This window comes from Cyclobacterium sp. 10D3-21 (assembly GCF_055809755.1).
This window is the reverse complement of sequence record NZ_CM147924.1, coordinates 527,935-542,258: the sequence shown is the minus strand read 5'-3', so window position 1 is coordinate 542,258 and position 14,324 is coordinate 527,935. Positions and strand designations below refer to the sequence as shown.

At 37.9% G+C, this 14,324-nt stretch carries 13 protein-coding genes and 2 pseudogenes; 12 read left to right on the top strand and 3 right to left on the bottom strand.

The window, feature by feature from the left end; translation table 11 throughout:
* Positions 1 to 247: 247 nt before the first annotated feature.
* From AC0L7T_RS02470 to AC0L7T_RS02460, 3 genes and pseudogenes are all read right to left on the bottom strand, one after another.
* Positions 248 to 1,450: pseudogene (locus AC0L7T_RS02470) on the bottom strand (IS91 family transposase).
* 17 nt (positions 1,451 to 1,467) lie between these two features.
* Positions 1,468 to 1,998 (bottom strand): annotated as a pseudogene (locus AC0L7T_RS02465) (tyrosine-type recombinase/integrase).
* Between the two features lie 51 nt (positions 1,999 to 2,049).
* Positions 2,050 to 2,325 (bottom strand): hypothetical protein, encoded by a 276-nt coding sequence (locus AC0L7T_RS02460; protein WP_473343411.1) that lies wholly within the window; start codon positions 2,323 to 2,325, stop codon positions 2,050 to 2,052.
* 377 nt (positions 2,326 to 2,702) lie between these two features.
* On the opposite strand from AC0L7T_RS02460, the gene AC0L7T_RS02455 reads away from it, so the two are divergent.
* From AC0L7T_RS02455 to AC0L7T_RS02400, 12 genes are all read left to right on the top strand, one after another.
* Positions 2,703 to 2,996: a type II toxin-antitoxin system HigB family toxin gene (locus tag AC0L7T_RS02455; RefSeq protein WP_473340892.1), complete on the top strand. Its 294-nt coding sequence runs from the start codon at positions 2,703 to 2,705 to the stop codon at positions 2,994 to 2,996.
* 2 nt (positions 2,997 to 2,998) lie between these two features.
* Complete coding sequence (locus tag AC0L7T_RS02450) at positions 2,999 to 3,355, top strand: helix-turn-helix domain-containing protein (RefSeq protein ID WP_072766087.1); 357 nt, start codon at positions 2,999 to 3,001, stop codon at positions 3,353 to 3,355.
* A gap of 244 nt (positions 3,356 to 3,599) precedes the next feature.
* A complete protein-coding gene (locus AC0L7T_RS02445) occupies positions 3,600 to 3,749 on the top strand; it encodes a hypothetical protein (RefSeq protein ID WP_473340891.1) in 150 nt (49 codons plus the stop codon).
* A gap of 115 nt (positions 3,750 to 3,864) precedes the next feature.
* A complete protein-coding gene (locus AC0L7T_RS02440; RefSeq protein ID WP_473340890.1) occupies positions 3,865 to 4,500 on the top strand; it encodes a hypothetical protein in 636 nt (211 codons plus the stop codon).
* 667 nt (positions 4,501 to 5,167) lie between these two features.
* Positions 5,168 to 6,751 (top strand): IS21 family transposase, encoded by a 1,584-nt coding sequence (istA, locus tag AC0L7T_RS02435; protein WP_473340889.1) that lies wholly within the window; start codon positions 5,168 to 5,170, stop codon positions 6,749 to 6,751.
* Positions 6,738 to 7,457 (top strand): IS21-like element helper ATPase IstB, encoded by a 720-nt coding sequence (gene istB / locus AC0L7T_RS02430; RefSeq protein WP_473340888.1) that lies wholly within the window; start codon positions 6,738 to 6,740, stop codon positions 7,455 to 7,457. The genes istA and istB overlap by 14 nt, the downstream gene beginning before the upstream one ends.
* A gap of 429 nt (positions 7,458 to 7,886) precedes the next feature.
* A complete protein-coding gene (locus tag AC0L7T_RS02425) occupies positions 7,887 to 8,477 on the top strand; it encodes a TetR/AcrR family transcriptional regulator (protein ID WP_473340887.1) in 591 nt (196 codons plus the stop codon).
* A gap of 49 nt (positions 8,478 to 8,526) precedes the next feature.
* Entirely contained in the window at positions 8,527 to 9,774 is a 1,248-nt protein-coding gene (gene fabF, locus AC0L7T_RS02420; protein WP_473340886.1) for a beta-ketoacyl-ACP synthase II, read from the top strand.
* A gap of 448 nt (positions 9,775 to 10,222) precedes the next feature.
* Positions 10,223 to 11,098, top strand: coding sequence for a hypothetical protein (locus AC0L7T_RS02415; RefSeq protein WP_473340885.1), 876 nt, complete (start codon positions 10,223 to 10,225; stop codon positions 11,096 to 11,098).
* Between the two features lie 113 nt (positions 11,099 to 11,211).
* Positions 11,212 to 11,949 carry a hypothetical protein gene (locus AC0L7T_RS02410; protein ID WP_473340884.1) on the top strand — a complete coding sequence of 246 codons (738 nt, stop codon included), beginning with the start codon at positions 11,212 to 11,214 and terminating at the stop codon, positions 11,947 to 11,949.
* A gap of 204 nt (positions 11,950 to 12,153) precedes the next feature.
* On the top strand, positions 12,154 to 12,990 hold the full coding sequence (locus AC0L7T_RS02405; RefSeq protein WP_473340883.1) for a helix-turn-helix domain-containing protein: 837 nt from the start codon (positions 12,154 to 12,156) through the stop codon (positions 12,988 to 12,990).
* A 76-nt stretch (positions 12,991 to 13,066) separates the two neighbouring features.
* Positions 13,067 to 13,714 (top strand): class I SAM-dependent methyltransferase, encoded by a 648-nt coding sequence (locus AC0L7T_RS02400; protein WP_473340882.1) that lies wholly within the window; start codon positions 13,067 to 13,069, stop codon positions 13,712 to 13,714.
* The last annotated feature ends 610 nt before the right edge of the window (positions 13,715 to 14,324 follow it).

Genomic DNA, 14,324 nt, shown 5'->3' with positions numbered 1-14,324 from the left:
GATTGATGCACACATCTTTCAGGGCTTTTTGCTAGTGGCTGTTGACTGACATCCGCAGGGTGAAACGTTTGCTAGGTGGAACAGTAGGGATATTTTGTTTTCATGGTCATTGTTGGTTTTTTTATTTGGGGGAACCGTGGCGATATTATTGGTTTTTGGACATAAATTCCCCTACCCGGATTTCCGGTCGGGTAAAATTTGGACATGTCCTGGACCGGGCCTGTGTTTTCCCCGTTCTGGTGGTGCATCATGAAGGGGCAGGCATTTTGGGGCCGATTGCTATCGGGATGGGTTTTGGTTTTCTGTTGGCCCTTTCTCTGGTGTCGAATACGACCGACATCCTTCCTGTTTCGCAGCAGGGGCATCTGAAGATATCCTTTCCGAACTTTTCCAACATTCGGATCTGAAAGGGAACCAGGACTTTTTCTTTTTGGGGTTCCAGGTTGAGGGCAGACCTGATCCCGGCAAGCCTTTTCCACTTGCCCTGCAGGCGGAGGAATCCGAAGTGCCTGATCTTGACAAACCTTTTTGGTAAAACATGCTGCTCAAACCTTCTGAGGAATTCGGGATGGGTAAGCAGCATCTGCTTGGTTTTGGAACCGTCAGCGTAGTCCTTATAGCTGAATCTGATGTGGGAGTCATTGACTTCAAGTATCTTGTGTCTGGTGATGGCTATTTTCTGGGTATACCTTCCAAGGTATTCAATGACCTGTTTGGGGCCGAAGAATGGTTTTTTGCAGTAGATGACCCATTTCTTGGAGAACAATTGCCTTGCAGTGTTTGGGTCTAACAACTTCTTTTCCTTAGTTCCTGCACCATTCTTGCCCTGAAGACAGTAGACATTTTCTTTACCGGAAAAAGGAAACGTCCCTTGGATAGAGAAGCTTTCCATTTACCGGAAGGTGTCAGTCCACCAGCAGGAACAATGCAGTGCAGATGAGGATGTAGGCTTAGGTTCTGGCCCCATAGCCTGTCCCGAAGCGAAGCGTATCGGGATATGTAAAACACTTACCATTCCAGTCTTTGCACCTAGCAACTTGGGGTTGGCAGCAAAGTCCCTGACGACTAACCAAGCTGTTTGAAAGAGCAGATGGTAAAGCTCAGCAGGTTTGCTCAATGCTAATTCATTGAGCGTATCAGGCAGGGTGAACACGACATGAAAGTAAGAAGCATTTAACAGATCTTTTTCTCTGTTCTGTATCCAGCGTTCACGTAGGTGTCCCTGGCAGCGTGGCCAGTGCATATTTCTGCAACTGTTATAACTCAGATGTAGCTTGTTACAATCAGTATTGTCACAACGATCGATATGTCCTCCCATCTCAGCGGTTCTGCAGCGCATTAGCGCGTAGAGGGTACGTGCTTTCCATGTATTGGAGGCTATCGTAGGAATATCTTTATGGAAGGCTCTGATAATGTCAGCAAGCTGACAGGCAGGGTGCTTATTCCTCATAAAGTTTCTCCAGTGGACTAAAAGGAGCCTGCCTGCCGACCCTTGCCATCCCGAGAACGGGACAGGCTATGCAGATAAATCAGAGTGGTATTAATGTCTACATGGCCAAGGAGTTCTTTGAGTGTAAAGATGTCAGTGCCCATCTCGAGCAGGTGGGTGGCATAGCTGTGACGAAGAGCATGAGCGGTGACTTGTTTTTGTACACCGCTGGCTCGTCGGGCTTCACGGGTTGCCCACTGTACGCCTCGGGCACTAATGGGAACAGGTTCACCTTCACTGTTCTTACCGTTAAAGAGATAATCGACAGGTCTTTCTACTTCCAAATAAGTTTTAATTCCTCTTGCCAGAAGATCGCAGAGAGGAACATATCGGTCTTTTCGGCCCCACCCGCAGCCTGGCCCCTTACTAAAACTGTCCACAGGACAGTTTCTTTACGTTCGGTCCTCTTCCCGGATATGGAGCATTTTTCGATCCAGATCGATATCCGTTATTTTGAGTTTACAACATTCAAAGTTCCGTAGTCCACAGCCATAAAGTAAAGCAAGGATTAGGCGATGTTTGAGTAGCTTTGGGGCTTCTAATAGCTCCTTAACCTCCTGCTAGCTAAGAACGACAGGGAGTTTTTTGGGTCGTTCGATGGAGGGCAGAATGACGCTGCTTTCTTTTCGGTCAAAGATTCGAAAAAGGTAGCGCAGTCCGTAAACGGTGTGTTTAAAGAAACTGTCGGAGGGAGTATTGTGCTTACGCTTGAGGAAATGGAGGTAGTCCTGTATGACTTCGTCGTCAAGTTCAAGCAGATTAGAGTTGAGATGCAGTCCCATATGGGCCAAACATCGGGCATAGTTGGTGAGGGTGCTTTGACTTTTACCGGAAATGGTTATCGATCTTCGGAGCCTTTTGAGCTGTAAATCAAAGCCTTCGCATTTTCACAGGGTTTTTCAATGATAGATTGCTTTTTTTTTCATAGCTTAAAGTGTTGAATATTAACGATAAGTCTAATGTAGGAAGAAACGGCATAAACTTCCGGCTTCCTGCCTTAGAAGGATTCGTTCAACAACGCATATATCTTATAGCGGGTGAACGGCTGCCAGCAAGGTTTTCGCTCCGAAGCTCGCTTTGGTTTCGGTGGACAGGAAAGTGCTTCGAAACCGCCACAAGCCATTTATGCAAACCGTTGGGCAACAAGCTGAAAAAAGAAAACTTATTACCAATTTGGTAACTTTTTATTATATTTGCGACAAATAAGTATAATGTGAGAGTAATAGCGAAACGAACTTTACGAGATTTTTGGGAAAAACACGCTGACTGTGAAGAACAATTAAAATCTTGGTTTGGAGAAACTGAAAAATCCGAATGGAAAAATATTAATGAATTAAAAAATGATTATCCAAGTGCAAGTATTCTAAAGGACAATCGAATTGTTTACAATATTAAAGGTAATAACTATAGATTGATTGTAAAATTCAACTTTGAATATCAAATATGCTGGATAAGATTCATCGGAACTCACGCAGAATATGACAAAATAGACGCAAATAATATCTGATTATGAAAATAACACCAATAAGAAACGAAAAAGACTATCAAAACGCTCTAAACAGACTTGAAGAGATTTTTGATGCAAAAAAAGGAACTGAACAAGGAGATGAATTGGAAATCCTTTCAATTTTAATTGACAGATATGAAAATGAGAACTTTCCAATTGGAATGCCTGACCCAATTGAGGCTATAAAATTCCGAATGGAACAAATGGGAATGAAACAAAAGGACTTAGCGGAAGTTGTTGGATTTAAAAGTAGAGTTAGCGAAATTTTAAGTAAAAAACGTAAACTGACTTTAGGAATGATAAGAAAACTGAATTCAACACTTCACATTCCGACGGAGGTGTTAGTTCAGGATTATTAACAAAAAAGACAGTTGCCAATAACATAGCATTCTGACGGCTGGCCCTTCGGCACCCTTCGACAGGCTCAGGGACCATGCTCAAGGTCCACTTCAATGCATTGGGAATTAGGCTTACTATAGGGAATGGTTTTCTCCGTTGTTTTTTTTAGCATTGGGAGATTGAAAATTTACTGATTTTATTTGTTCTCTGACCTAGGGTGTCTATTTTTACCTTTTGGACATACCTGTCCCTTAATGCTAATTGATGCATAGTGTTTTATTTCTAAACCACTATAAAAACCAAAAAGCCATAACGGCCAAGTCCTTTTTGGCTCTTTCCAATAAAAATGTGGCCTTTCAACTGGATTCATTGACCGAAATCCTTAATTTGACAGGGAAAAAGAAAGCAAAGTAGCTGGGTACATAGTCGATATACACGCAACTCCCCAGCAAAACATAGCTTTATACAAATGTTGTACGCAACCAAAAGAAACATTGTGCATTGATTTAACCTGATACTAATATTGACAATGGGATTATTTTCATGTAAATCTGATAGTAAAAATGATTCGGCAATTAAAACTGTCCTTTATGATAAATTCATTGACAACTCAAATGATTGGGTGGATTTAGATTATTACAAATTACCACTTTTGCAACGGATTGAAAATGGAATGCTGTACCTTGAATCATCTTCTGATGAGATGGGTGTGATAAGTTATACTAATTTCAAACTTGATGATTCACGCGATTTTAACTTGGAAGCAAAAGTCAAAATCCAAAGTGATTATGAGGATAGTTATATGACATTTGATTTCGGGATTAGTAAAAGAAAAAATGCCATGAGAAATGTAAGTGGTTTAGATATTTCGACAACTTATGGTCAGATTAATTACTATTTTGGGTTTAGTGATTCGAAAGAAGTTCTGATTACTAAATGGACTAAAGGGAAAGAGAAATATTATTACCGAGATTACTGCGACCAAATTGATTTAGATGAATTTAATGTATTAAGGATTTCTAAGATTGGTACGGTGATTTCATTTTTTGTTAATAACAAGTTAGTTCACAGCCAGAAATATAGGGGATTGCCAGGTGATGGATTTGGATTTTCGACTTCACCGAATGGAAAACTTTGGGTAGATTACTTCAAGATTGAAAACTAAGGAATATGGCAGCGTACAATAACTAAGCATTCTGACGGCTGGAACAGCCTAGTCTGAATGCAGTGTTGAACCCTGAGAAAGTTTCAGGGTAAACTTCAATGAAACATTGAAGGGGTGTTGGGAACTTGGTTTACTATGGGGAATGATTTTCTCCATTTGTTTTTTTAGAGATGTGAGAATGAAAATTTACTGCTTTTATTTGTTCTTTGGCCTAGGGTTCCTTTTTTTAGTAGACTATTATTCAATAGGTAAACGGTTTTGGAGTGAATTTTAGGCTGTTATTTCCATTTGGACATACCTGTCCCGTTAAGCTAATAGATGCATATTATTTTGTTTCTTGATTTTGTTAAACCAGTTGCCTGGAGGCCTTCTTTGGTCGAAGCATGCCACTGTATGTACATCTCCGGTTTTGCAATAAGAACTGGATATTCCGGACTATGTTGACCCCCTTAAGCAGTGATCCAGAAAGGGATGTTTTAATGTGACATTCTGGCGGATACTGACCCCTTTATTTTAGAATAGCGTCAAAGTTTAGCTCTTGAATTAAAATAAAACGGAGCATATTGACCCCTATTTGTAGCTTCTGTTTGTTAAAAAACGGAGCATGTTGACCCCTTGGATTTAGGTTTTATTAATTAGTAGTCTAAACTACTAATTAATACTGATTATGGCAGGTAAACCTAAAAGAATGAGTCAGGTAAAGCAAATAATACAACTACACAATCAAGGTTATGGGAATAAGACCATTGCCCGGGATTTGGGTATCAGCAAGAATACCGTCAAAAGTTATCTTGAAAAATACCGTAAGTCTAAAATAAGGCTTTCCACCTTGTTGAAAATGGAGGATCACGCTCTTGAAAAAGTGTTCCACCCAGGAAATCCCGCATATAAAGACAATCGATTTGAAGTGTTAAAAAGCAGGTTGGACGGGTATGTAGAAGAGCTCAAAAAAACCGGAGTAACCAAGCAGCTTTTATGGGAAGAATACCGAATGTCTCAGCCCACAGGATACAGCCTGAGCCAATTCAGCTATCACTTGTCCCAGCATGTTAAGGTCAAGAGTCCGTCCATGGTTTTAACTCACCAACCGGGTGAGAAGTTATTTGTTGACTTTGCAGGTAAGCCACTTTCATACATAGACCAAAGTACAGGAGAGATAATGAATTGTCAGGTGTTTGTTGCCTGTCTTCCCTATTCAGATTACGGCTTCTGCTTGGCTGTTCCCAGTCAGCGCATCGATGATTTTATTTATTCACTTACCTGCTGTTTGGAAAGCCTTGGAGGTGTACCTAAGGTACTGGTGCCGGATAATCTGAAATCTGCGGTTATAAAGGCCAATAAATATGAACCTACTCTTAATCGTGTTCTTGAGGATTTTGCTAACCACTACAACATGGCAGTGGTTCCTGCACGTGCAAGAAAACCAAAAGACAAGGCGCTGGTAGAAAATCAGGTCAAGCTTATCTACAATCGGGTTTATGCACGTATCCGGCAACAACAGTTTTTCTCCTTGCAACAACTTAATGATGCCATTAAGCACCATATGATCAATCACAACCAAACTCGCATGCAAAGGCGTGATTACTGTAGAGAAGAACACTTCCTGTCTAACGAAAAACCTTTGCTTAAGGAACTGCCCGCAAAATCTTTTGAGATCAAGTACTACAAAGAGTACAAGCTTGCACCGAACAACCATATCTACCTGAGTGAGGACAAGCATTATTACAGTGCTCCTTATCAATATATCGGGCAAAAACTAAAAGTAGTGTACACGCGTTCTTTGGTGCGTATTTTTCATCAGCATGACTTGATAGCTGTACACAAACGAAAATCAGGTATTGGCAGGTATACGACCAATAAAGAGCACTTGTGCTCGACCCATCAACACTACCTGAACCGCAGTCCTGAATATTACAAGAAGCAAGCAGGGAAGCTATCGAAAACCTTGGAGGAGCTTGTGGAGCTCGTCTTTGCCCAAAACAGATACCCGGAACAGCTCTATAAAAGCTGTGATGGGCTGTTCAGCCTGTATAAAAGCACATCTCTGAAAACCTTTGAAAAAGCATGTCAAATGGCTATTGATTACCAAAATTACAGTTACCTATTTGTCCAGAACGTTATCAAAAATAAAACAACCGAATATGTAGAAGAACAACCCAAGAAGAAATTGCCGGAACACCACAATATCAGAGGAAAAGAATATTACGATAATCAATTATCACTTAAACTAAAATACGATGGAGAACATTGAGAATCAACTCTCACAATTACGCTTGTATGGGTTTAAATCAAGCTGGAGTGCGCTTATGGAGACAAGAAGGTCAAGCGAGCTCTCGCTCAATGAAGGCCTGGAGATACTCTTGCAGGCAGAACTTCAGGACAGAGCTAACCGCCGTTTTGAAAGATTACGAAAAACCGCCAAATTTAGGTATCAGGCCTCACTGGAAGAATTAAAATACGATAACTCTCGAGGCCTGGACAAAGGACTTATAGCTTCTTTGGCTACAGGCAGTTATATAAACAACGGAGAGTCTGTATTGATAACAGGGTCCACCGGATGTGGAAAAAGCTTTACAGCCTCAGCATTGGGACATCATGCTTGTGCACAGGGGTACAAGGTAGCCTATTTCAATGTTCAGAAACTCATGCAACATACAAAAATGGCGCGTTTGGAAGGAACCATATATCAACTCTTAAACAAAATATCCAAGACCAGTTTGCTTGTCCTGGACGATTTTGGGCTGACCCATCTGGAAAAACAACACCAAATGGATCTAATGGAAATAATAGAGGACAGGCATGCCAGAACAGCTACAATAATAGTCAGTCAATTACCGGTAGGAAGTTGGTTTGATATTATAGGTGAAGCCACTATTGCAGATGCAATTTTGGATCGATTGGTGCATACCTCTCACAGAATCGAACTCAAAGGAGAGAGTCTTAGAAAATTAATGTAATTTTGTCATAGTAGCCTTTTTTAGTTACCAAAATCCAAGGGGGGTCAATATCACCGTTGGAGGGGTCAACATCACCGGTATTTCCAAGAACAATTCTGAACAGGGAAGCCGGTTTTTCTCCTACTTCTAAAAGTTATCGATCTTCGGAGCCTTTTGAGCTGTAAATCATATCCTGGCACATTTTAACAGGCTTTTTCAATGATAGATTGCTTTTTTTCATAGCTTAAAATGTTGAATAATTGAATAATAATGATAAGTCTAATGTAGGAAGAAACGGCAATAAAGCCGGCTTCCTGCATTAGCAGGATTCGTTTAACAATGCATATACACAAGTATTAGCCAACATATCAGGTAAACAACCAAAATCATAGATAAACAAAATCAATACAAAAATTTGGAAACTGATATACCGTAAGGTATATTTGTATTATGGTAAGGTCAGAAAAAACTAGACAATTAATAATTGAAAAAACTGCTTCTCTATTCAATAAAAAGGGATATACAGGAACTTATATTTCCGATTTGACCAATGCTACTGGATTGACAAAAGGCAGTATTTATGGCAACTTCAAAGATAAAAACGAAGTCGCTTTAGAAGCTTTTAAATTCAATTATAAATTTCAGACTCGTCAAATAATTGACAAAATTGATAAAGAAAATAATTCAGCTAATAAATTAATAGCATTTCTAAATCATTATAAAACTTCGTTTAAACCGATTTTTAAAAATGGAGGTTGCGCAATATTAAACACTGCTGTTGATACTGATGATGGAAATGAATTATTAAAAGAAGCAGTTGTAAAAACAATTCATAACTGGCATAAAAAAATTGTGTCGATCTTAATTGAAGGAGTTAATAAAAATGAACTCAAAGAAATTGACATCGACTTATTTTCCTATCGAATGATTGCTATAATTGAGGGCAGCATTTTATTGGCAAAAACATTGAACAAACCAGAGATTTTATTAAATAACATAGAACAACTAGAGACCGAAATTTTACAATTAAAACAGGAGTAAAAAAAATTTAAGCATTCATATACCTTACGGTATATTAAAACATATAAATATGAAAAGAGTAGTAATAACAGGATTAGGGGCAATTACGCCAATTGGAAAAAATGTGAAACAGTATTGGGAAAATCTATTGAAAGGCGTTTCGGGAGCAAATAAAATAAGCCGTTTTGACGCAAGCAAATTCAAAACTCAATTCGCTTGTGAAATAAAAGGCTATGACGCCTTGGATTATTTTGACCGCAAGGAAGCTAAAAAATTGGATAGGTTTAGTCAATATGGATTAATTTCAGCTGAAGAAGCCATAAAAGATGCTAATCTTGATTTTTCAAATTTGGATACCAATAGAATTGGTGTAATTTTTTCGAGTGGCATTGGTGGCTTTGAAACTTTTGAAAAGGAAATAATTGATTATACAAATGGGAATTTTAACCCTCGTTTTAATCCGTTTTTTATACCAAAAATAATATCCAATGGTTTGTCTGGTATAATTTCAATTAACCACGGATTAAGAGGTGTAAATTATTGCCCTGTCACTGCTTGTGCTTCATCAACACAAAGCATAATTCAATCCTTTAATTATATCAGATTAGGTAAGGCAGATATAATTATCGCTGGTGGTTCAGAAGCACCAATAACAGAATCATCAATTGGAGGTTTCAACGCTATGAAAGCAATGTCCACCAATAATGAAAATTACAGTTCAGCTTCAAAACCATTTGATACCAATAGAGATGGATTTGTTGTTGGAGAAGGTGCAGGAACTTTAATTATAGAAAGTCTTGATTCGGCATTGGAAAGAAATGCGAAAATTTATGCCGAAATCATTGGTGGTGGAGAAAGTTCAGATGCTTATCATATAACTGGAACCCACCCCGAAGGACTTGGAGCATATTTAGCAATGGAAAACGGCATAAAAGAAGCCAAAATAACACCAAATGAAATTGATTATATAAATGCACACGCAACATCAACTGGTTTAGGAGATTTATCTGAAATTAAAGCAATCACAAAACTATTTGAATCAAATATTGACCAAGTACAAATTAGTGCGTCTAAATCTATGACTGGACATTTATTAGGCGGAACAGGTGCGATAGAAGCAATATCGACTTGTTTATCCGTGAAAACAGATTTGATACCACCAACAATCAATACAACAGAAATTGATAAAAATATTCTGAAGGAATTAAACCTTTCATTAGGAGAAAAGTCTTCGAAAAAAGTTAATTATGCTTTAAGTAACAGTTTTGGATTTGGAGGTCATTGTTCGGCAATGATTATCAAAAAATACGTTGACTAATAACTAAGCATTCTGACGGCTGGCCCTTCGGCCCTTCGACAGGCTCAGGGACCGGTTCAGGGTGTTGGGAATTAGGCTTACAATGGGGAATGGTATTCTCCGTTGTTTTTTTTAGCGTTGGTAGATTGAAAAATCTACTGATTTTCAGTTATTCTCTGTCCTAGGGTTCCTTTTTTTAGCGGCTATTTTTACCTTTTGGACATACCTGTCCCGTAATGCTAATTGATGCTTAGTGTTTTATTTCTAAACCACTATTAAAACCAAAATGCCCTAACTGCCAAGTCCTTTTTGGCTATTTCCAATAAAAATGTCATCTCTCCCTTAGATTCTTTAACCGAAACCCTTAATTTAACAGGGAAAAACAAAGCAAGGGAGCTGGACACATAGTCGATATATACGCAATTCCCCAGCGAAACATTTATATATACAATTGTTGGCTGTAATTAAAATGAGACTCTCAAGACCAGACATATTATCAAGACCACTGTTCATTTTGGCTTTGGGGTTGTTGCTTTTAAATGACTTTTATCTGAAATATGAGTTCTCGAACTTTTTGACAGGTAAACTCTCTGACATAGCAGGACTTTTCCTTTTTCCATATTTCTTATCAAGTCTTCGAATTAAATGGACTAAAACAATCTATATCGGAACAGCTGCTCTATTCGTGTTTTGGAAATCACCATTTTCACAAGAAGTAATCAATTTGGCTCAGAACATTGGAATTGGATTTAACCGAGTAGTTGACTACACTGACTTATTCGCTTTATTCATTCTTCCACTGTCATTTGGTTACTTTCAAAGGCAGATTTCAACAGAGCAAAAAATTAGCAGGTATTTGAAAATACCGATAGGAATTCTTACTCTGTTTGCAATTTGGGCAACAACATTACCGAGAGAAAAAGTCGATTTGAACTTAACTGTGAATGAGGAATACGAGCTGCAAATAAGCAAGGCAGACCTTTTCAATTTAATTCGGCCAGGACATGCGTACAGTGATACTTTAGAGAAAAATCTATCGGACAGCCTTTTTTACTTGCACTTTGACATATCTAAGGGTAGAATTGATGTGACAGCCGTGGCGACCATTACTGCCATTGATTCGAAAACAACCAGAGTCAATCTAGATAAAATTGAGCATGGATATATTACAGGCAGCCTTTTCGGTGGAGTAGATAAAGATGATATTGAGGATTTCAAATCCATTTCGGTGGAAGAGTTCGAATCTCGATTCAAATACGGTTTTATAAAACCAATAGAAAACAGAACTCCTGAACATATTTACTATGACAACAAAGAAATTCATGACGCAAATCAAAACGAATAAATAAAAACTACCGCCAACAAGATATAAGAATGCATAGCTTCCTATCGTCAGCTACGGCATCTTATACTGAGCGTGTGTGCTATGAAAAGATGACTACCAATAAAAGAAATTGAATGACTAAGTTTTTTAGATGTTGTTTTGACAAATGGTGGAGACCTTTGATTTTTTTCGGGTTGACAGCTATTGTTTTTGGACTTAGTGAAATTATACCAAGCCATACCCTCAATGACTATTCATTCTACCTTTTTACCGTTGGACTACTTGGACTTCTAATTTCAATTATTTATCAACTGAAAAAGAAAAAATGGCTGTTTGCCTTTTTAACATTAATGACTTTTGGACTTGGTGTGTTTGGCTTTTTCCTTTTGGCAATTGCTCAATTTTTTACTGACCAAATGCTGCCTGATCATTATGCCGATAATTTAGTAATTCCTACCAATATTACGATTTATGAACCAGTTGATGACGCGTGGAGTAATAGACGAGACAGCACTTTACAAGTAGATAGAAAAAAGTTTGATTTTGAACTTTATAAATCGTTTCAACCTGGTCTTTATGAGTATGACTTATGGATGGGGAAAATTGATAGCGGTAATGTTTTCTTGAAAGTTTATGAAATAACTCAGAACGACAGATTATCTAAAGAGCGATTAACAGAAAGTAGTTCTATTAGAGTTGGAAACTTGACTGATGATGTCAAAAGATATAGTACTAAAGACCATTTTACGATTTATGAAGGAGATTTTGGAAAACCATATGCGGCAAGATTTGAAGTTTGGTATTTTTCCGATATGGGAAAAGAAAGAAAACTGATTGAAAAAAATTATAAGATTGAAGGTTGGCAACATTGAAATGAAAAGAACACAGCACACAACATTTTATATACGTAATGCGGGCTTCACGTCTAAAAATGAATATCTTTCAAACAAGAACCTTTACGATGAATTGGAAGTAAGTGCTTCGAAATCCCGCACTACGCTTATATTGCCATTAGCACCAATTAAAGAGAAAGCCTAAAAGAAATGAGCACATAGAGAAACGACATGCCCAATGAAATGAATCAAATTGCTCTCTTTGAAAAACCATTGTTTACATGGTATAAGTTACCCTTGTCGATTGATAGGGAATTGGATTTACCTGCCGAGTCTTGTTTTGCTTATATTCTTGAGGGGGATAATCAAGACTTAACAGATTCAGGTTTTTTAGCTGAAAAAGGAAGCGTTATACTTTCTCTATGCGGAAAAACAGTAGGTAATTCCCTTTCAAAAATAGAAACAGCTTTTATAAGTACAATTATTGTTCATTTTGATAGAGAGGTTCTAAAAAAGGTTTTCAACTACGAAAAACCTAAATTTTGGAAAGAACTCAAACACCCATTAAAAAAAGACATTGCTCAACAAGACGCCTCAGCTTTAGTGAGCGCTTATTTTTTGAATGTAGCTGACTTATTCAATCACAAAAATGCACTCAACGAAGACATTTTATCAGTTAAACTAAAAGAGATCGTCTTATTACTTCTGCAAACTCAGGAATCTTCCAATCTAAATGCAATCGCAAGGAGTTTATTTTCAGATAGAATTTTTTCATTTCAAGAAGTTATCGAAGCCAACTTATATGAACCTTTAAATTTGAACCGTTTGGCTGCCATGACAAATAATAGTCTTGCTTCCTTTAAAAGAAAATTCAGGGAAATATACAACAACTCTCCTGCGAACTATATAAAAGAGAAGAAATTAGAACGAGGGAAAAAACTACTCATTCATTCTCAAAAACCAATAGGTGAAATTTGCTACGAATGTGGCTACGCTGATCCCTCCAGTTTTGCGAGATCGTTCAAAAATAGGTTTGGTATTTCGCCTTTAGATTTCAGGTTGAGCCAAAATGAACATTAATTGAGCCCTTGTGTAGGACGCTTGTCCCAAACCCTTAGGAACTTTGCTGAAACATTAATTTTTAAACACAAGAAGAATGAGTAAGACGAAAAGTTTTTGGGACAATGCATCAAAAAATTACGATAAAACAGAAGAACGGTTTGAGTACATCCATCAAAAATCAAGGGAAAATACTAAAAAACATATAGAAAGCGCTAATGTAGTATTGGATTATGGTTGTGGAACAGGCACAACGGCTTGCGAGATTGCCAATGCCGTTAAAGAGATTTATGCCATCGATATATCATCGAAAATGATCGAAATTTCCAAAGGAAAAGCAGCTGAAAAAAACATCAAAAATGTAACATTCGCTCAAGGGGATATTTTCGATGAAAACCTGAGAAAAGAGTCTTTTGATAGAGTATTAGCATTCAATATGCTGCATACTATCCCTAATCCTGAAAAGGTGACGAAAAGAATAAACGAATTACTTAAACCTGATGGATTATTTATTTCAGTGACCCCCAGTCTAGGAGACAAATTGTCATTTGTAGTGGGCTTGCAGATTCGACTTGTTCAGGTACTTTGTAAAATTGGAATAATCCCCATTCCGATTAGAATACTGAAAAGCGCCGACATAGATCATTTAATGGCCAAAGGAAATTTTCAGACAGTTGATTCCGAGAAAATTTATAAAGGTGCCTCCAGCTATTTTATAGTAGCTAAGAAAAAAACTGAAATGTAACTGCTGCTAACCGAGTGGTTGTCCGCAGGCCATAAGTCTAAAGCCTGTCCCTACCCTTCGAAAGAGACCCCCTCACAGTACGGCAAAGCTTGGCGAAGTACCCTCCCGGTCGACCCCTGTGAAAAACAGGGCAGGCTGCACGAGTCTTGTACATTCCCTGCATTTCGGCTATTTACTGAAATTTAAACACCTGATTGATCCTGGAATATTTACAGAGAATACAGCTCGTGATTATTTAATCAAGTCATGTGAAGCGAGTATCTAAGAGAAGAATAAAATGGCTGGCCATCTTAACTACCTAGAACTATATAGAATACAATCCGAATAATAACTATTAATAAAACTAAGCAATCTGAGGCATCAAACTCTTCGACAAGCTTAGGAAACCTCAATGAAACATTCACAGACTCAGTATCCTCATAGAGGGTTGGTTAATGTTACTACGGAAAATAGTTTACCCCATTTTATTTTTTAACCGTCAAAATATTAATGAAGTAACGGTCCTTATTTCCAATGTATAGGTTTTATTTTTTGTGCCTCATTTCCATTAGAAAAAGAATTTTAGAGCGGATTTTAGACACTTTTTTAAGTTTATAGATTGCTTTACATT

What these genes read in the sequence shown, in the direction of transcription:
- AC0L7T_RS02450 (WP_072766087.1), top strand. Translation starts at nt 2,999, where the DNA reads ATGAAAATAACACCAATAAGAAACGAAAAAGACTATCAAAACGCTCTA.
- AC0L7T_RS02445 (WP_473340891.1), top strand. Translation starts at nt 3,600, where the DNA reads ATGCATAGTGTTTTATTTCTAAACCACTATAAAAACCAAAAAGCCATA.
- AC0L7T_RS02440 (WP_473340890.1), top strand. Translation starts at nt 3,865, where the DNA reads ATGGGATTATTTTCATGTAAATCTGATAGTAAAAATGATTCGGCAATT.
- istA (WP_473340889.1), top strand. Translation starts at nt 5,168, where the DNA reads ATGGCAGGTAAACCTAAAAGAATGAGTCAGGTAAAGCAAATAATACAA.
- istB (WP_473340888.1), top strand. Translation starts at nt 6,738, where the DNA reads ATGGAGAACATTGAGAATCAACTCTCACAATTACGCTTGTATGGGTTT.
- AC0L7T_RS02425 (WP_473340887.1), top strand. Translation starts at nt 7,887, where the DNA reads ATGGTAAGGTCAGAAAAAACTAGACAATTAATAATTGAAAAAACTGCT.
- fabF (WP_473340886.1), top strand. Translation starts at nt 8,527, where the DNA reads ATGAAAAGAGTAGTAATAACAGGATTAGGGGCAATTACGCCAATTGGA.
- AC0L7T_RS02415 (WP_473340885.1), top strand. Translation starts at nt 10,223, where the DNA reads ATGAGACTCTCAAGACCAGACATATTATCAAGACCACTGTTCATTTTG.
- AC0L7T_RS02410 (WP_473340884.1), top strand. Translation starts at nt 11,212, where the DNA reads ATGACTAAGTTTTTTAGATGTTGTTTTGACAAATGGTGGAGACCTTTG.
- AC0L7T_RS02405 (WP_473340883.1), top strand. Translation starts at nt 12,154, where the DNA reads ATGAATCAAATTGCTCTCTTTGAAAAACCATTGTTTACATGGTATAAG.
- AC0L7T_RS02400 (WP_473340882.1), top strand. Translation starts at nt 13,067, where the DNA reads ATGAGTAAGACGAAAAGTTTTTGGGACAATGCATCAAAAAATTACGAT.